17 protein-coding genes and 1 pseudogene are annotated in these 16,499 nt (G+C 70.5%); 10 read left to right on the top strand and 8 right to left on the bottom strand.

What is annotated here, in order from left to right; translation table 11 throughout:
• Window positions 1-4: 4 nt before the first annotated feature.
• The 4 genes from rpsK (at window position 5) to truA (ending at window position 3,269) form a co-directional block, all read left to right on the top strand.
• Window positions 5-409 carry a 30S ribosomal protein S11 gene (gene rpsK, locus P8T65_RS17665; protein WP_003956432.1) on the top strand — a complete coding sequence of 135 codons (405 nt, stop codon included), beginning with the start codon at window positions 5-7 and terminating at the stop codon, window positions 407-409.
• Between the two features lie 136 nt (window positions 410-545).
• Window positions 546-1,568, top strand: coding sequence for a DNA-directed RNA polymerase subunit alpha (locus tag P8T65_RS17660; RefSeq protein ID WP_003966937.1), 1,023 nt, complete (start codon window positions 546-548; stop codon window positions 1,566-1,568).
• A 186-nt stretch (window positions 1,569-1,754) separates the two neighbouring features.
• Window positions 1,755-2,261: a 50S ribosomal protein L17 gene (gene rplQ, locus P8T65_RS17655; protein ID WP_230219591.1), complete on the top strand. Its 507-nt coding sequence runs from the start codon at window positions 1,755-1,757 to the stop codon at window positions 2,259-2,261.
• 144 nt (window positions 2,262-2,405) lie between these two features.
• Window positions 2,406-3,269, top strand: a complete 864-nt coding sequence (gene truA / locus P8T65_RS17650; protein WP_316726280.1) for a tRNA pseudouridine(38-40) synthase TruA — start codon at window positions 2,406-2,408, stop codon at window positions 3,267-3,269.
• A 27-nt stretch (window positions 3,270-3,296) separates the two neighbouring features.
• On the opposite strand, the gene P8T65_RS17645 is transcribed toward truA, so the two are convergent.
• Both P8T65_RS17645 and P8T65_RS17640 read right to left on the bottom strand, forming a co-directional pair.
• Window positions 3,297-4,184, bottom strand: a complete 888-nt coding sequence (locus tag P8T65_RS17645) for a hypothetical protein (RefSeq protein WP_316726279.1) — start codon at window positions 4,182-4,184, stop codon at window positions 3,297-3,299.
• A gap of 82 nt (window positions 4,185-4,266) precedes the next feature.
• Window positions 4,267-4,641: a hypothetical protein gene (locus P8T65_RS17640; RefSeq protein WP_316726278.1), complete on the bottom strand. Its 375-nt coding sequence runs from the start codon at window positions 4,639-4,641 to the stop codon at window positions 4,267-4,269.
• A gap of 340 nt (window positions 4,642-4,981) precedes the next feature.
• On the opposite strand from P8T65_RS17640, the gene rplM reads away from it, so the two are divergent.
• The 3 genes from rplM (at window position 4,982) to glmM (ending at window position 7,601) form a co-directional block, all read left to right on the top strand.
• Window positions 4,982-5,425 carry a 50S ribosomal protein L13 gene (gene rplM, locus P8T65_RS17635; protein WP_033528354.1) on the top strand — a complete coding sequence of 148 codons (444 nt, stop codon included), beginning with the start codon at window positions 4,982-4,984 and terminating at the stop codon, window positions 5,423-5,425.
• A 41-nt stretch (window positions 5,426-5,466) separates the two neighbouring features.
• Window positions 5,467-5,979, top strand: a complete 513-nt coding sequence (rpsI, locus tag P8T65_RS17630) for a 30S ribosomal protein S9 (protein ID WP_184904621.1) — start codon at window positions 5,467-5,469, stop codon at window positions 5,977-5,979.
• A 266-nt stretch (window positions 5,980-6,245) separates the two neighbouring features.
• On the top strand, window positions 6,246-7,601 hold the full coding sequence (gene glmM / locus P8T65_RS17625; protein WP_316726277.1) for a phosphoglucosamine mutase: 1,356 nt from the start codon (window positions 6,246-6,248) through the stop codon (window positions 7,599-7,601).
• Window positions 7,602-7,690: 89 nt separating this feature from the next.
• Here glmM and P8T65_RS17620 read toward each other — a convergent pair.
• The 3 genes and pseudogenes from P8T65_RS17620 to coaA all read right to left on the bottom strand — a co-directional run.
• Window positions 7,691-7,942 (bottom strand): annotated as a pseudogene (locus P8T65_RS17620) (DUF389 domain-containing protein); the annotation flags it as partial.
• Window positions 7,900-8,067, bottom strand: coding sequence for a hypothetical protein (locus P8T65_RS17615; protein WP_316731963.1), 168 nt, complete (start codon window positions 8,065-8,067; stop codon window positions 7,900-7,902). The pseudogene P8T65_RS17620 and the gene P8T65_RS17615, both read right to left, overlap by 43 nt.
• 62 nt (window positions 8,068-8,129) lie before the next feature.
• Window positions 8,130-9,119: a type I pantothenate kinase gene (gene coaA / locus P8T65_RS17610; protein WP_316726276.1), complete on the bottom strand. Its 990-nt coding sequence runs from the start codon at window positions 9,117-9,119 to the stop codon at window positions 8,130-8,132.
• Window positions 9,120-9,406: 287 nt separating this feature from the next.
• On the opposite strand from coaA, the gene P8T65_RS17605 reads away from it, so the two are divergent.
• Entirely contained in the window at window positions 9,407-9,568 is a 162-nt protein-coding gene (locus P8T65_RS17605) for a hypothetical protein (protein ID WP_179202903.1), read from the top strand.
• A 45-nt stretch (window positions 9,569-9,613) separates the two neighbouring features.
• Here the strand turns inward: P8T65_RS17605 and P8T65_RS17600 are convergent, their stop codons facing one another.
• The 3 genes from P8T65_RS17600 to glmS all read right to left on the bottom strand — a co-directional run bounded on the left by P8T65_RS17600 (window position 9,614) and on the right by glmS (window position 13,698).
• Window positions 9,614-11,053, bottom strand: a complete 1,440-nt coding sequence (locus P8T65_RS17600; protein WP_316726275.1) for an NAD(P)H-hydrate dehydratase — start codon at window positions 11,051-11,053, stop codon at window positions 9,614-9,616.
• Between the two features lie 386 nt (window positions 11,054-11,439).
• Window positions 11,440-11,811 carry a holo-ACP synthase gene (locus tag P8T65_RS17595; protein ID WP_033528399.1) on the bottom strand — a complete coding sequence of 124 codons (372 nt, stop codon included), beginning with the start codon at window positions 11,809-11,811 and terminating at the stop codon, window positions 11,440-11,442.
• A gap of 39 nt (window positions 11,812-11,850) precedes the next feature.
• Window positions 11,851-13,698: a glutamine--fructose-6-phosphate transaminase (isomerizing) gene (gene glmS, locus P8T65_RS17590; protein ID WP_316726274.1), complete on the bottom strand. Its 1,848-nt coding sequence runs from the start codon at window positions 13,696-13,698 to the stop codon at window positions 11,851-11,853.
• Between the two features lie 233 nt (window positions 13,699-13,931).
• Here glmS and alr point away from each other — a divergent pair, with 233 nt between their 5' ends.
• The gene (alr, locus tag P8T65_RS17585) at window positions 13,932-15,092 is read left to right on the top strand and encodes an alanine racemase (RefSeq protein ID WP_316726273.1); all 1,161 of its coding nucleotides are present in this window, start codon (window positions 13,932-13,934) and stop codon (window positions 15,090-15,092) included.
• A gap of 168 nt (window positions 15,093-15,260) precedes the next feature.
• Window positions 15,261-16,493: an alpha/beta hydrolase gene (locus tag P8T65_RS17580; RefSeq protein WP_316726272.1), complete on the top strand. Its 1,233-nt coding sequence runs from the start codon at window positions 15,261-15,263 to the stop codon at window positions 16,491-16,493.
• The last annotated feature ends 6 nt before the right edge of the window (window positions 16,494-16,499 follow it).

Raw genomic sequence — 16,499 nt, 5'->3', positions numbered from 1 at the left:
GTAGATGCCCCCCAAGGGTCGTCAGGGCGCTGCCAAGAAGGTGCGCCGCAAGGAAAAGAAGAACGTCGCTCACGGCCACGCGCACATCAAGAGCACGTTCAACAACACGATCGTCTCCATCACGGACCCCTCGGGCAACGTGATCTCCTGGGCCTCCGCCGGCCACGTCGGCTTCAAGGGCTCCCGGAAGTCCACGCCGTTCGCCGCGCAGATGGCCGCCGAGTCGGCCGCCCGTCGCGCGCAGGAGCACGGCATGCGCAAGGTCGACGTGTTCGTCAAGGGCCCGGGCTCGGGTCGTGAGACGGCCATCCGTTCGCTGCAGGCGACCGGTCTCGAGGTCGGCTCCATCCAGGACGTCACGCCCACCCCGCACAACGGCTGCCGTCCGCCCAAGCGCCGCCGCGTCTGATCTTTCGCAGATCTTCGACGCAGGCCGCTTGGTCTGAGGTTTTCGGGCGGTACGGCTCCTTCGGGTCGTATCGCCCGTACCCTTGTAACAAATCAGGGCGTCAAATAGCGGGCGCCCCTGACAGAAGGATCACCACATGCTGATCGCTCAGCGTCCCTCGTTGACCGAAGAGGTCGTCGACGAGTTCCGCTCCCGGTTCGTGATCGAGCCGCTGGAGCCGGGCTTCGGCTACACCCTCGGCAACAGCCTCCGTCGCACGCTCCTGTCGTCGATCCCCGGCGCTGCTGTCACCAGCATCCGGATCGACGGTGTCCTGCACGAGTTCACCACCGTGCCGGGCGTCAAGGAGGACGTCACCGACCTGATCCTCAACATCAAGCAGCTGGTCGTCTCCTCGGAGCACGACGAGCCGGTCGTGATGTACCTGCGCAAGCAGGGCCCGGGGCTGGTCACCGCCGCCGACATCGCGCCCCCGGCCGGTGTCGAGGTGCACAACCCCGACCTGGTCCTCGCCACGCTCAACGGCAAGGGCAAGCTGGAGATGGAGCTGACGGTCGAGCGTGGCCGCGGTTACGTCTCCGCCGTGCAGAACAAGCAGGTGGGCCAGGAGATCGGCCGTATCCCGGTCGACTCCATCTACTCGCCGGTTCTCAAGGTCACGTACAAGGTCGAGGCCACGCGTGTCGAGCAGCGCACCGACTTCGACAAGCTGATCGTCGACGTCGAGACCAAGCAGGCGATGCGTCCCCGTGACGCCATGGCCTCCGCCGGTAAGACGCTGGTCGAGCTCTTCGGTCTCGCCCGTGAGCTCAACATCGACGCCGAGGGCATCGACATGGGTCCGTCCCCGACGGACGCCGCCCTGGCCGCTGATCTGGCGCTGCCGATCGAGGAGCTCGAGCTCACCGTTCGGTCGTACAACTGCCTCAAGCGTGAGGGCATCCACTCCGTGGGTGAGCTGGTCGCGCGCTCCGAGGCCGACCTGCTCGACATCCGTAACTTCGGTGCGAAGTCGATCGACGAGGTCAAGGCGAAGCTGGCCGGCATGGGCCTGGCCCTGAAGGACAGCCCGCCCGGATTCGACCCGACCGCTGCCGCGGACGCCTTCGGCGCGGACGACGACGCGGACGCCGGGTTCGTGGAGACCGAGCAGTACTAAGAGCTCGGGCCAAACGGTCCGTACTCGGGTGCGGGCGCGCTGTGGATTGTCGCGCAGTTCCCCGCGCCCCTTCCGGGCGACTCGCCCCTTCGGGGCTTGTCGTCCGGATCTCTGACAGGCGACCGCTTGCTCAGATACTGACCCCGGTACCTGGTACGGCCGGGGCAGACACCTAGGAGAAACACCATGCCGAAGCCCACCAAGGGTGCCCGTCTGGGCGGCAGTGCCGCGCACGAGAAGCTGCTTCTCGCGAACCTCGCGAAGTCGCTCTTCGAGCACGGCCGCATCACCACCACCGAGGCGAAGGCCCGCCGTCTGCGGCCGTACGCCGAGCGTCTGGTCACCAAGGCGAAGAAGGGCGACCTTCACAACCGCCGCCAGGTGCTCCAGGTCATCACGGACAAGAGCGTCGTGCACACGCTCTTCACCGAGATCGGCCCGCGGTACGAGAACCGTCCGGGTGGCTACACCCGGATCACCAAGATCGGTAACCGTCGTGGCGACAACGCGCCCATGGCTGTCATCGAGCTGGTCGAGGCGCTGACCGTCGCGCAGGAGGCCACGGGCGAGGCCGAGGCCGCCACCAAGCGTGCCGCCAAGGACGCGGAGACGCCTGCCGCTGAGGCCAAGGTGGACACCACCAAGGCTGACGACAGCGCGGACGAGGCTGCCGAGGAGTCCAAGGACGCGTAGCGCTCCGCGGGGGGCTGCGTTTTCGGCTGCGGGTTCGTTGTGGCTGGTCGCGCAGTTCCCCGCGCCCCTAAAAACGGGGCGCGTTTGAGTGGGCCCGTTCCTTAGGGAGCGGGCCCACTTTTTTGTACCTGGGAGGATTCAGGAGTGAGTGACGAAGTGCAGCCCGGGTTCGTCCGTGTGCGGCTCGATCTGTCGTACGACGGGAGTGACTTCTCCGGGTGGGCCAAGCAGGCCGGCGGGCGGCGGACCGTGCAGGGGGAGATCGAGGACGCCCTGCGGACCGTGACGCGGTCCCGGGAGACCTTCGAGCTGACCGTGGCCGGGCGGACGGACGCCGGGGTGCACGCGCGGGGGCAGGTGGCGCACGTGGACCTGCCGGAGGCGGTCTGGCGTGAGCACCACGAGAAGCTGCTGAAGCGGCTCGCGGGGCGTCTGTCGAGGGACGTGCGGGTCTGGGCGCTCAGGGAGGCGCCCAGCGGCTTCAACGCGCGGTTCTCGGCGATCTGGCGGCGGTACGCCTACCGGGTCACCGACAACCCCGGCGGTGTCGATCCGTTGCTGCGCGGTCACGTCCTGTGGCACGACTGGCCGCTGGACGTCGACGCCATGAACGAGGCGGCACGGCGGCTGCTGGGGGAGCACGACTTCGCCGCGTACTGCAAGCGGCGGGAGGGGGCGACCACCATCCGCACACTGCAGGAGCTGAGCCTGGTGCGGGGCGACGACGGGATCATCACCGCCACCGTGCGGGCCGACGCCTTCTGCCACAACATGGTGCGCTCGCTGATCGGGGCCCTGCTGTTCGTGGGGGACGGCCACCGGGGGCCCGAATGGCCCGGGAAGGTGCTGGCCGCCGGCGTACGGGACTCCGCCGTGCATGTCGTACGGCCGCACGGGCTGACCCTGGAGGAGGTCGGGTACCCGGCGGACGAGCTGCTGGCCGCGCGGAGCAGGGAGGCGCGGAACCGGCGGAGTCTGCCAGGGGTACCCGGGGCCGGCTGCTGCTGACCCCGGGCGGCGGGGGGTTCCGACGGGCTACTGCCCGTTGGCCGCGGCGGCCGCCTGGGTCTCGCCGCGGCGCCGGATCTGTCCGTACGTGGAGCTGCTGAGGTCGTCGCCGGCGGTGAAGACGGCCTTGTCCTTCTCCGTGACGTCCTTGCCGTCGGTGAAGCCGGAGAGGGTGAAGTAGGCGTAGCGGCCGTAGGAGTTGGCGGTCGTGCGGCAGACCGTCGTGCGGCAGAAGGCGGGGACGCCGTCACCGGACAGGGAGACGATGGTGCTCTGCTTGTCCCAGTCGTCCTTGACCTTGGTCGCCTTGGCCTCGGTGTCGAACAGGGCGACGCCGATGGTGGTCGCGACCTTGTCCCGGAAGTAGGTCACGCGCATGAAGCGGGTGCAGTCGTTCTCCGTGAGGAGCTTGTCGAGGGTGCCCTGCACGGCCGAGGCGCAGTCCTTCGTCGAGGCCGTGGCGCCCTTGCGGTAGACGACACCCTCGCGCTTGGTGAACTGGGAGCCCGGGAACAGGATGTCCGGGCTGATCGGCGCCTTGTCCTTGCCCGAGCTGGAGATGAAGTCCTTCGGGTTCAGCGGGGGCGGGGCCGACGTCGGTGCGAACGACGGGTCCGTCTTCGCGCTGGCGCTCGGTATGCCCTCCGTGACCGGTGGGTTGTTCGGGCCGTTCGCCGTGGTGCTGCCCCCGTTGTCGGTGTTGACGACGGCCATCGCCACGGCGACGCCTATGCCGACCGTGGCGAGGGCACCGCCGACGATCAGCAGGAGTCTGCGGCGCCTGTTGCGTGTCTCGGACTGCTCGGCGAGTGACGCCCAGTCCGGGGTCTGGTTACTGGAGGAACTCCACTGACTGTCCCACGGATTGTGGGAACCCCCGGGGCTCCACTGAGACCCCCCCTGCCCAAAGCTCATGGGCCGCAGTTTAGACGGGCGAGGGGAGGCCTTCTTCAGTTATGGGTCACGCCTTGGTACCGCGTTACTCCTCGGTACCGGGTTACGCCTTGTCCTTCCAGCTGGCGACGAGCTTGTACGAGTTGTGGTCGCTCAGCTTCGTGTACGAGAAGACGTCGATGTCGAGCTTGTGCCCGTTCTTGAACTTCATGTCGCAGGTCTTGGTCTTGCCCTTGCCCTTGACGTTGCAGGTGTCGAACGTCGGGTTCTTCGCGGACTCGTCGTAGACGGAGACGTAGAGACCGGTCTTGCCCGCCTTCATGTCCCAGATCTTCAGGATCTCGCCCTTGGACGTGAACTTCACCTGGCCGCCGGGCACCGAGTAGTAGCTCGACGCGGACGCCGTGCCGGCGCTGCCCAGGGTCAGGGCGACACCGGCCGCCACGATCGCGGCGGCAACGTTCTTGCGAAACTTCATATGTGAACCCCGTGGTTTGCAGCTTGCATGCTTGAACCGCGTGCCTTGCGGCACGCGGGGCCGGATCGTATCGGACCCGTGGGCGAAGTGGATCAAGGGGTGCCGTGGGGGTCGGCCCCGGGGCCGTTTTGACCCGTCCGGGGCGGCCCGAGTACTCTTGCCGATTGTTATGCGTATTGGCTTGGTCGCTCTCAGGCGAGAAGTCCTTACGCGGGTTCCCTGGAGCAGTTACCAGTGGGCGGCATACGGGCAGCGTTCCCGGCACTGTCGTCCCCAGCTGCACGATCGCTTCAGTGATGCCATGTGTCACCACCCATCCACTGAAGAAGAAGGCTGCGAAGTGCGTACGTACAGCCCCAAGCCCGGCGATGTGACTCGCCAGTGGCACGTCATCGACGCACAGGACATCGTCCTGGGCCGTCTGGCTACCACTGCGGCGAACCTCCTCCGCGGCAAGCACAAGCCGACCTATGCCCCTCACATGGACATGGGCGACTTCGTCATCATCATCAACGCCGACAAGGTTCACCTGTCCGGCAACAAGAAGACCCAGAAGCTGGCGTACCGCCACTCCGGTTACCCGGGTGGTCTGCGCTCCGTCCGTTACGACGAGCTGCTGGCGAAGAACCCCGAGAAGGCCGTCGAGAAGGCCATCAAGGGCATGATCCCCAAGAACTCCCTGGGCCGTCAGATGCTCTCGAAGCTGAAGGTCTACTCGGGCGACCAGCACCCCCACGCTGCGCAGCAGCCGGTGCCGTTCGAGATCACCCAGGTCGCGCAGTAGTTCCGGCCACACCCCCAAACAGAAAAGATCTGAGGAGAATCGTGGCCGAGACCACTGCCGAGCAGCCGCTCGAAGAGCTTGACATCGACAGCTACACCACGGAGTCGGACGTCCCCGTCGAGGGCGAGTACACCTCCGAGTCCATGGCCTCCCGCTTCGGCGACCCGCAGCCGGCCGCCGGCCTGGGCCGTCGCAAGAACGCCATCGCCCGCGTCCGGATCGTCCCGGGTTCCGGCAAGTGGAAGATCAACGGTCGCACCCTTGAGGACTACTTCCCCAACAAGGTGCACCAGCAGGAAGTCAACGAGCCCTTCAAGGTGCTGGAGCTCGAGGGCCGCTACGACGTCATCGCCCGCATCTCCGGTGGCGGTGTCTCCGGTCAGGCCGGTGCGCTCCGTCTCGGTGTCGCCCGCGCGCTGAACGAGGCCGACGTCGACAACAACCGTGGCGCCCTCAAGAAGGCCGGCTTCCTCCGCCGCGACGACCGTGCGGTCGAGCGCAAGAAGGCCGGTCTGAAGAAGGCCCGCAAGGCTCCGCAGTACAGCAAGCGCTAGATCGCGCTCGCGCCGCTGGGCGCGATCCGCGTGCGTCGCGCATTGCGCGTATCGCCCCGGTGGCACGTATTCGTGCCGCCGGGGCGGTTTGCTTGGCAGGGCGTACCAGCACGCGTCCCTTCATCGCAGGCTTATACACAGACTGTCGGTACAACCCCGAACGGGGGAGGACAGTCTCAGGGGATGTACTTGGTCAGGGGAATGCCGGGACACTCGTGACCATCAGTACGAGCCGCACATTCTGAGCAATTTCGGAGGACACCACAGTGGGACGACTCTTCGGCACGGACGGCGTGCGCGGTGTCGCCAACGCGGATCTGACGGCCGAGCTCGCGCTCGGACTCTCCGTCGCGGCGGCACACGTACTCGCCGAGGCGGGAACGTTCGAGGGCCACAAGCCGGTGGCGGTGGTCGGGCGGGATCCGCGAGCGTCCGGGGAGTTCCTGGAGGCGGCCGTCGTGGCGGGCCTCGCCAGCGCGGGCGTCGACGTGCTGCGTGTCGGTGTGCTGCCCACCCCCGCGGTGGCGTTCCTCACCGGCGAGCTGGGCGCCGACCTCGGTGTGATGCTGTCCGCCAGCCACAACGCCATGCCGGACAACGGCGTCAAGTTCTTCGCCCGCGGCGGGCACAAGCTCGCGGACGAGCTGGAGGACAAGATCGAGGGCGTCTACGAGGAGCACCGCACCGGGGCTCCCTGGGAGCGGCCCACAGGTGCGGGCGTCGGGCGCGTCCGGTCCTACGACGGCTTCGGGCAGTACGTCGAGCACCTGCTCTCGGCCCTCCCCAACCGGCTCGACGGCCTGAAGATCGTCCTCGACGAGGCGCACGGCGCCGCCGCCGGGGTCTCGCCGGAGGCGTTCACCCGCGCCGGCGCCGAGATCGTCACGATCGGGGCCGAGCCGGACGGGCTCAACATCAACGACGGGTGCGGGTCGACGCACCTCGGGCCGCTGAAGGCCGCCGTCCTGGAGCACGGGGCGCACCTCGGGATCGCGCACGACGGGGACGCGGACCGGTGCCTGGCCGTGGACCACGAGGGCAACGAGGTCGACGGCGACCAGATCCTCGCCGTTCTCGCCCTGGCCATGCGGGAGCGCGGCGTGCTGCGGTCCGACACCGTGGTCGCCACTGTGATGTCCAACCTCGGGTTCAAGCTGGCGCTGGAGCGGGAGGGGCTGCGGCTGGTGCAGGCCGCGGTCGGCGACCGGTACGTGCTGGAGGAGATGAAGGAGCACGGGTACGCGCTCGGGGGCGAGCAGTCCGGGCACGTGATCATCTCCGACCACGCGACGACGGGTGACGGCACGCTGACGGGGCTGCTGCTGGCGGCGCGGGTCGCGCAGACCGGGCGTACGCTCCAGGAGTTGGCCGGGGTGATGGAGCGGCTGCCGCAGGTGCTCGTCAATGTGCCGGACGTGGACCGGTCGCGAGTGTCCACGTCCCCGGAGCTGGCGGCGGCGGTGGGGGAGGCCGAGGCCGAACTGGGTTCCACGGGGCGGGTGTTGCTGCGGCCTTCCGGGACCGAGCCGCTGGTGCGGGTGATGGTGGAGGCGGCCGATATCGAGCAGGCTCGGGCTGTTGCCGGGCGGTTGGCCGATGTGGTGAAGTCGGCGCTCGGGTAGGGCCGGGGTTCGTTCCGGGTAGGGGCGTGGGGTTCTGTGTGGTGCGGGCTGCGGGTTTGCCGTGGCTGGTCGCGCAGTTCCCCGCGCCCCTATCGGGGCTTGGACCGCAGCCACTTCTGGAGGAGCAGGGTGAAGGTGCCTGCCAGGAGGATGCCCAGGAGGTTGAGGAGCAGTTGCTCCGTGGAGCCCACCGTCTGCTTCGTGTCGCCGTAGGCCAGGGCCACCGCCGCGTTCGCGGCGGCCGGGACCGTGGTGACCGAGATGGCCACGCCCACCAGGGCTCCGGACTTGGCCGAGGTCAGGGAGAGCGTGCCGGCGATGCCCGCCAGGACCGCCACGACTCTCCGGCGGGGTCGCGGGCGGCACCCGGTACGACGACGAGGTGGGTGCACCCGAACGTGCCCTCGGTCAGGCGCACCACGTTCTCGGTCCGGTCGGCCGGGGTGATCAGGCGCAGATGCGGCATGCCCGCAGGGTGTCCGGGGCAGCCGGGGCCGAAGACGGGGCGAGGAACTGCCCGAACACCCCCTACAGCTTGCGCAGGCTGAGGCGGCGGACCTTGTGGTCGGCGCCCTTGCGGATGATGAGGGTGGCGCGGCCGCGGGTGGGGGCGATGTTCTCCACCAGGTTGGGCTTGTTGATGGTGCGCCAGAGGGTGCGGGCGTAGTCGAGGGCGTCGTCCTCGGAGACCTGGGTGTACTTGCGGAAGTACGAGTCGGGGTTCTGGAACGCGGTCTGGCGGAGCTTCTTGAAACGGTTGAGGTACCAGCGCTCGATGTCGTCGGCGGAGGCGTCGACGTAGACGCTGAAGTCGAAGTAGTCGGCGAGACCGACGCGGGTGCGGCCGTCCTGGCCGGGGAGGGCGGGCTGGAGGACGTTCAGGCCCTCGACGATGAGGATGTGGGGGCGGCGGACCGTCAGCTTCCGGTCGGGGACGATGTCGTAGATGAGGTGGGAGTAGACGGGGGCCGTCACCTCGTCCTTGCCGGCCTTGATGTCGGCGACGAAACGAGTCAGGGCCCGGCGGTCGTACGACTCGGGGAAGCCCTTGCGGGAGACCAGGCCGCGTTCCTGGAGGTCCTTCATGGGGAGCAGGAAGCCGTCGGTGGTGACCAGTTCCACGCGCGGGTGTTCGGGCCAGCGGGCCAGGAGGGCCTGGAGGAGGCGGGCGACCGTCGACTTGCCGACGGCCACGGAGCCGGCGACGCCTATGACGAACGGGGTGCCGGACTGGGAGCCCTGCTCACCCAGGAAGGTGTTCAGGGCGCCGCGCAGGCCGTCGGTGGCGCCCACGTAGAGGTTGAGGAGCCGGGACAGCGGCAGATAGATGTCCCGTACCTCGTCGAGGTCGATGACATCGCCCAGACCGCGCAGCTTCTCGACCTCCTCGGCGTTCAGCGGGAGCGGCGTCTTTTCGCGCAGCGCGCTCCACTCGGCACGGGTGAGGTCGACGTAGGGAGTCGCCTCCGGCCTGGGCCGGTGGGCGCTCCGCGGCAACGAGGAGACCGGTGAGATCACAGTCCATTGTTAACGGACTTTGAACGGGGTGGCGGGGCGGGGGCCGGTGGGTTCCGTCACGCCGGGCGGGGGCGCGGTGGGGCGTTCTCCCTTCGCCGTGCGTGAACTGTGACGAAGGTATGGACCTCGGGTGGGGGGAGGACTAGCGTCCGGGCGGTCGGGAGGGAGCCGCCTCCCGGTCGGCCAGGGGGAAATGGGGGATTGGGATGGCTTTCGGCAGGCGCCTGACATTACGGGGCGCCGTTCGACGGGGGTCTACGCGCGGTGATGCGGAGCTCGCCGGACGGGTGTGCAGCGAGCTCTCGGCGGACCTGCCGGACGAGGATCTGGGCGAGCACCTCGATGACGCGATCGACATGTACCGGATGGGCAGTAAGCCGCGGTGCGAGGAGGTCGAGTATCTGGGGATGGTGCGGGAGGCGATCGACCGGATCGAGGAGGGGGAGTGAATCTCGTGGGTGGGGCGGGTGGGGTGGTCGTGGGGTGGGTGGGGGTCAGGAGGTGACGTCCCGCCAGGCCGTCGGGATCGACTCCGCGACGTCGTGGGCTCCTGTCGGGGCGCCGTTCGCGGCGTAGCGGCCCGCCAGGCCGTGGAGGTAGGCCGCCGTGCTCGCCGCGTCCAGGGGGGAGAGGCCGGCTGCCAGGAGGGAGCCGGCCAGGCCCGAGAGGACGTCGCCGCTGCCCGCCGTCGCCAGCCACGGGGTGCCGGTGGGGTTGGCGCGGACCGGGGATGCGGGGTCCGGGCCGGCGACGAGGGTGGTGGAGCCTTTGAGGAGCACCGTGGCGTCGTAGGCGCGGGCCAGGTCGCGTACGGCGGTGAGGCGGGCGGACTCGACCTCCTCCCGGGTGATGCCCAGGAGCGCGGCCGCCTCACCCGCGTGCGGGGTCATCAGGGTCGGGGCCCTGCGGGTGCGGACCGTGTCGCGGTCGGCCAGGCGGAGGCCGTCCGCGTCCAGCAGAACCGGGACGTCCGAGGCCAGGGCCTCGGCGACCGGCGCCGGGTCGTCGCCCGCGCCGGGGCCCGCGACCCAGGCCTGGACCCGGCCCGCCTTCTTCGGGCCCGTGTTCGACACGAGAGTCTCCGGGTAGCGAGCGAGGACCGCTTCGGTGGCGGCGCCCACGTAGCGGACGGCGCCCGCGCCGCCCCGCAGGGCGCCCGCGACCGCGAGGACCGCCGCGCCCGGGTAGCGGGACGAGCCCGCCGCGATGCCCACGACTCCCCTGCGGTACTTGTCGCTCTCGCCGGTGGGGCGGGGGAGGAGGGCGGCCACGTCGGCGTGCTGGAGGGACTCCAGGGCCGGGGTGGGCGGGAGCGTCTCCGCCAGGCCGATGTCGATCAGACGGACCGACCCGGCGTACTCGCGGGCCGGGTCGATGAAAAGGCCCGGTTTGTGGGTCCCGAAGGTCACGGTGAGGTCGGCGCGGACGGCTGCGCCGTGCACCTCGCCGGTGTCGGGCTCGATGCCGGACGGGAGGTCGACGGCGACGACCAGCGCCCGTGCGGTGGCGGCGAGTTCGGCGAGCGGCGCGGCGTCGGGGCGGAGGCCGCCCTTGCCGCCGATGCCGACGATGCCGTCCAGGATCAGGTCGGCCCGGTGGATGGCGTGGGCCGCCTCGTGGGGCGGGAGCACGGTGCCGCCCGCTCGGCGCAGGGCCGTCAGGGCGGCGGGGTGGGTGCGGTCGGGGGCGAGGAGTACGGCGGTGACGCCCGCGCCTCGCCTTGCCAGGCGGGCGGCGGCGTACAGGGCGTCGCCGCCGTTGTCGCCGCTGCCGGTGAGGACGACGACGCGGGTGCCGTAGACCCGGCCGAGGAGGTCGGCGCAGGCGGTGGCCAGGCCGGCGGCGGCGCGTTGCATCAGGGCGCCGTCGGGGAGGCGGGCCATGAGGGTGCGTTCGGCTGTGCGGACGGTTTCTACGCGGTGGGCTGAGCGCATGCGATGAGTGTGCCTTGTTCTTGGGGGCGGCTGGGGGTGGGCCGGGGGTTCTCGGGTGCCCTCTGCTGTCGCTGGGCGGGGGTGGGGTCCGCTGCTCGGCGGTTACGAGGCGCCGCCTGCGCCCACCCTCCCCCACTCTCGGCTTCGCGCGAGCGGGAGGTGCTCCCATCGCCCCAGCGGCACGATTGCCCGCAGGGGGGAGGGGGCGGGCGGTGGCAGGGCGAAGCCCTGCCTTTCAGGGGCGCGGGGAACTGCGCGATCAGCCACGGACGGTCCACAGCCGCCCGATGACGCGCACCCCCGAGCCGTGAGGCGCCCCTGAGGCGCACCCCCGAGCCATGAGGCGCCCATGACGCACCCCGAGCTGTGAGGCGCCGTCACTTCCCCTACCCCTCCGCGATCACCACCGCCGAGGCCACGCCCGCGTCGTGGCTCAGGGAGATGTGCCAGGACTGGACGCCCAGTTCGGAGGCGCGGGACGCGACCGTGCCGGTGACGCGGAGACGGGGCTGGCCGGACGGCTCGACGTACACCTCCGCGTCGGTCCAGCGCAGGCCGCTCGGCGCGCCGAGGGCCTTGGCGAGGGCCTCCTTCGCTGCGAACCGGGCCGCCAGGGAGGCGATGCCCCGGCGTTCGCCGCTGGGGAGGAGCAGTTCGCTGGGGAGGAAGAGGCGGTCGGCCATGCTGGGCGTGCGCTCCAGCGAGGCACGGAAGCGGTCGATCTCGGCGACGTCGATGCCGACTCCGATGATGGGCATGATCCGCACCCTAGCCCCAGCGGCGCGGGCCGCGGTCGCTCATTCCACCGTCACCGACTTCGCCAGGTTGCGCGGCTGGTCCACCTCGTTGCCGCGGGCCGTGGCCAGTTCGCAGGCGAAGACCTGGAGAGGGACCGTGGCGACCAGGGGCTGGAGGAGCGTCGGGGTCGCCGGGACGCGGATCAGGTGGTCGGCGTAGGGGACGACCGCCTCGTCGCCCTCCTCCGCGATGACGATCGTGCGGGCGCCCCGCGCGCGGATCTCCTGGATGTTGGAGACGATCTTGTCGTGGAGGAGGGAGCGGCCCGCCGGGGAGGGGACCACGACGACCACCGGGAGGTCCTCCTCGATCAGGGCGATCGGACCGTGCTTCAGCTCGCCCGCCGCGAAGCCCTCCGCGTGCATGTAGGCCAACTCCTTGAGTTTCAGGGCGCCTTCCAGGGCGACCGGATACCCGACGTGGCGGCCCAGGAACAGCACCGTGTTCTTGTCGGCCAGGGTGCGGGCCAACTCCCGTACCGGCTCCATCGTTTCGAGCACCCGCTCCACCTCGCACGAGATCCGGGAGAGGTCGCGGATCACGGCGCGGATCTCGTCGCCCCACTTGGTGCCCCGTACCTGACCGAGATACAGCGCCACCAGGTAGCACGCCACCAGCTGGGTGAGGAACGCCTTCGTCGAGGCGACCGCCACCTCGGGGCCCGCGTGGGTGTAGAGGACCGCGTCGGACTCGCGGGGGATCGTCGAGCCGTTGGTGTTGCAGATGGCGAGGACCCGGGCGCCCTGTTCGCGGGCGTGGCGCAGCGCCATCAGCGTGTCCATGGTCTCGCCGGACTGGGAGATGGCGATGACCAGGGTGCGGGGGCCGAGGATCGGGTCCCGGTAACGGAACTCGCTGGCCAGCTCCACCTCGCACGGGATACGGGTCCAGTGCTCGATGGCGTACTTGGCGATGAGGCCCGCGTGGAACGCCGTACCGCACGCCACGATGACCACCTTGTCCAGCTCGCGCAGTTCCCGGTCGGGGATGCGGACCTCGTCCAGGGACAGCGAGCCCGCCGCGTCGATCCGGCCGAGCAGCGTGTCGGCGACGGCCTTGGGCTGCTCGGCGATCTCCTTGAGCATGAAGTAGTCGTAGCCGCCCTTCTCCGCCGCCGACGCGTCCCAGTCGACGTGGTACGAGCGGACGTCGGCGGGGCGGCCGTCGAAGGTGGTCACCGTCACACCGTCGCGGCGCAGTTCGACCACCTGGTCCTGGCCCAGCTCGATCGCCGAGCGGGTGTGGGCGATGAAAGCGGCCACGTCCGACGCGAGGAAGGCCTCGCCCTCGCCGACGCCGACCACCAGGGGCGAGTTGCGGCGGGCGCCCACGACCACGTCCGGCGCGTCCGCGTGCACCGCGACCAGGGTGAACGCGCCCTCCAGACGGCGGCACACCAGCCGCATCGCCTCCGCGAGGTCGTCGCAGGAGGAGAACTCCTCCGCGAGGAGGTGGGCGACGACCTCGGTGTCCGTCTCGGAGGTGAGGGTGTGGCCCCGCTCGGCCAGTTCGGCGCGCAGCGCGGCGAAGTTCTCGATGATGCCGTTGTGGACGACGGCGACCCGGCCCGCGTTGTCGAGGTGCGGGTGGGCGTTGGCGTCCGTGGGGCCGCCGTGGGTGGCCCAGCGGGTGTGGCCGAGGCCGGTCGACCCGGTCGGCAGTGGGCGGCCGACCAGCTCTTTCTCCAGGTTGACCAGTTTTCCGGCCTTCTTCGCGGCGGCGAGGCCCCCGTCGGCGAGCACCGCCACGCCGGCGGAGTCGTACCCGCGGTACTCCAGCCGCTTCAGTCCGGCGAGGACCACGTCGAGGGCGGACTGCGAGCCGACGTATCCCACGATTCCGCACATAGCAACCCCTGTGTTGTGCCGTGTTGTGCCGTTTGCGACCTGTCGTGTGTCCTGGGTGACTGTACGTGACAAGGGGGTGGCGGGTGAATGAGGCGGGTCGGGGGCGAGGGCTGCGTCGATCGCGGGCTGCACGTGCTTCCTGGCGTGTCGCGCCCACGCGGCGGAGCCGCATATCGATACAGCCTCGCGCCCCTGGCGGGCGCTTCGGTGCCCAATGCGACACTGGGGCTGACATGAGTGAGACAGCACCTGTGCCGCATGCGCCCCTTCGGGCCCGGGCGGAGATCGATCTGGATGCCCTGCGGGCCAATGTGCGGACGTTGCGCGCGTCCGCCCCGGGCGCCGCACTGATGGCCGTGGTCAAGTCGGACGCCTACGGCCACGGTGCGGTGCGCTGTGCGCGGGCCGCGGTCGAGGCGGGGGCCACCTGGCTGGGGACGGCCACGCCCGAGGAGGCGTTGGCGCTGCGCGCGGCCGGGCTGTCGGGGCGGCTGATGTGCTGGCTGTGGGCGCCGGGCGGGCCCTGGCGTGAGGCGGTCGAGGCGGATCTCGATGTCGCGGTCAGCGGGTTGTGGGCGCTGCGGGAGGTCACCGACGCGGCCCGGCAGGCGGGTCTGCGCGCCCGGGTGCAGCTCAAGGCCGACACCGGGCTCGGACGCAACGGCTGCCAGCCCGAGGACTGGCCGGAGTTGGTCGCCGAGGCGCTGCGCGCGGAGGCCGAGGGTTTGGTGAAGGTCACCGGGCTCTGGTCGCACCTCGCGTGCGCCGACGAGCCGGGGCACCCCTCCATCGACGCCCAGCTCACCCGCTTCCGCGAGATGGTCACGTACGCGGAGGGCCGGGGTGTCCGCCCCGAGGTGCGGCACATCGCCAACTCGCCCGCCACGCTCACCCGGCCGGACGCGCACTTCGACCTCGTACGGACGGGCATCGCGGTCTACGGCATCTCGCCCAGCCCGGAGCTGGGCAGCTCCGCCGACCTCGGGCTGCGGCCGGTGATGCGGCTCAGCGCCTCGCTCGCGCTGGTCAAGCACGTCACCGCCGGGCACGGCGTCAGCTACGGGCACCACTACGTCACTCCCGGCGCCACGACCCTCGGTCTGGTCCCGGTCGGCTACGCGGACGGCATCCCCCGGCACGCCTCCGGCAGCGGGCCCGTCCTGGTCGGCGGCAAGTGGCGGACGGTCGCGGGCCGGGTGGCCATGGACCAGTTCGTCGTCGACCTCGGCGGGGACGAACCCGCCGCCGGGGACGAGGTCGTGCTGTTCGGCTCCGGGGACGGCGGCGAACCGACCGCCGAGGACTGGGCGAAGGCGGCCGGGACCATCGCGTACGAGATCGTCACGCGCATCGGAACCCGCGTCCCGCGCGTCTACGTCAACACGGGTGAGTGAGCGGGCGCGGAGGACCGGGGCCCGTGAGGATGGAAATCCCGGGCAGCCGAGCACGAGTAAGTGCATGAGCAAGTACATGAGTAAGTGAAAGACGAACGAGACGGGTAACTCCGTACAGGCGTGCGGAGCGAGAGTGGTACCGAACAGGTCGGCGAAGAGGAGCGGGACGTGAGCGAGAGCAGCGCCGAGGCCGCGGAGGCCGTCGCGAGCGCGGCCGCCGCCACGGCCGCTTCCGGCGACGGGATCTGGCGCAGAGCCGGGGTCGCGGGGGCGGCGATAGGCGTCGTCGCGGCGGGCGCGGCGGCCGGTGTCGCCATAGAGCGGCTCACCGTCGGGCGCGGCATGCGCCGGAAGGCCCGTCTGGCGCTCGACTCCACCGGCCCGTACGGGGCGCTGCGCGGCATCCCCGGCAAGGCGGTCGCCGACGACGGCACCGAGCTGTACTACGAGGTCGACGACGTCGAGCCCGAGGCGGGCCTCTCGCCCCGCAGACGCCGCCTGTTCGGCCGCAAGGCCCCGGCCCCCGTCACCGTCGTCTTCAGCCACGGCTACTGCCTCAACCAGGACTCCTGGCACTTCCAGCGGGCCGCGCTGCGCGGTGTCGTGCGGACCGTGCACTGGGATCAGCGCAGCCACGGCCGCTCCGGGCGCGGGGCCGGGCAGGCGGAGGAGGGGCGGCCGGTCACCATCGACCAGCTCGGGCGAGACCTGAAGGCCGTGATCGACGCGGCCGTGCCCCAGGGGCCGATCGTGCTCGTCGGGCACTCCATGGGCGGGATGACCGTCATGGCGCTGGCCGCGCACTACCCGGAACTGATCCGCGAGAGAGTCGTAGCCGTCGCGCTGGTCGGTACGTCGTCGGGGCGGCTCGGCGAGGTCAACTTCGGGCTGCCGGTCGCGGGCGTCAACGTCGTACGACGGGTGCTGCCCGGGGTGCTCAAGGCGCTGGGGCAGCAGGCCGCGCTGGTGGAGCGGGGGCGGCGGGCGACCGCCGATCTGTTCGCCGGGATCATCAAGCGGTACTCGTTCGCGTCGCGGGACGTCGACCCGGCGGTCGCGCGGTTCGCCGAACGGATGATCGAGGGAACGCCCATCGACGTCGTCGCCGAGTTCTATCCGGCGTTCACCGAGCACGACAAGACCGAGGCGCTCGCGACCTTCACCGAGCTGCCGGTGCTCGTACTGGCCGGGGTCAAGGACCTCGTCACACCGAGCGAGCACAGCGAGGCGATCGCCGACGTGCTGCCGGACGCGGAGTTGGTGCTGGTGCCGGATGCCGGGCACCTGGTCATGCTGGAGCACCCGGAAGTCGTCACCGACCGCCTCGCTGATCTGCTCGCCCGCGCGGGGGCGATACCGCTTACGGCTACCGTAAGTGGTTGTGACTCCGCCTCCTCCTGACGGAGG

The organism is Streptomyces sp. 11x1 (genome assembly GCF_032598905.1).
Taxonomy (GTDB): Bacteria; Actinomycetota; Actinomycetes; order Streptomycetales; family Streptomycetaceae; genus Streptomyces.
This window is presented reverse-complemented; position numbering and strand designations above follow the sequence as displayed.

What these genes read in the sequence shown, in the direction of transcription:
- rpsK (WP_003956432.1), top strand. Translation starts at nt 5, where the DNA reads ATGCCCCCCAAGGGTCGTCAGGGCGCTGCCAAGAAGGTGCGCCGCAAG.
- P8T65_RS17660 (WP_003966937.1), top strand. Translation starts at nt 546, where the DNA reads ATGCTGATCGCTCAGCGTCCCTCGTTGACCGAAGAGGTCGTCGACGAG.
- rplQ (WP_230219591.1), top strand. Translation starts at nt 1,755, where the DNA reads ATGCCGAAGCCCACCAAGGGTGCCCGTCTGGGCGGCAGTGCCGCGCAC.
- P8T65_RS17645 (WP_316726279.1), bottom strand. Translation starts at nt 4,184, where the DNA reads ATGAGCTTTGGGCAGGGGGGGTCTCAGTGGAGCCCCGGGGGTTCCCAC.
- P8T65_RS17640 (WP_316726278.1), bottom strand. Translation starts at nt 4,641, where the DNA reads ATGAAGTTTCGCAAGAACGTTGCCGCCGCGATCGTGGCGGCCGGTGTC.
- P8T65_RS17615 (WP_316731963.1), bottom strand. Translation starts at nt 8,067, where the DNA reads ATGCCGCATCTGCGCCTGATCACCCCGGCCGACCGGACCGAGAACGTG.
- P8T65_RS17600 (WP_316726275.1), bottom strand. Translation starts at nt 11,053, where the DNA reads ATGCGCTCAGCCCACCGCGTAGAAACCGTCCGCACAGCCGAACGCACC.
- P8T65_RS17595 (WP_033528399.1), bottom strand. Translation starts at nt 11,811, where the DNA reads ATGCCCATCATCGGAGTCGGCATCGACGTCGCCGAGATCGACCGCTTC.
- glmS (WP_316726274.1), bottom strand. Translation starts at nt 13,698, where the DNA reads ATGTGCGGAATCGTGGGATACGTCGGCTCGCAGTCCGCCCTCGACGTG.
- alr (WP_316726273.1), top strand. Translation starts at nt 13,932, where the DNA reads ATGAGTGAGACAGCACCTGTGCCGCATGCGCCCCTTCGGGCCCGGGCG.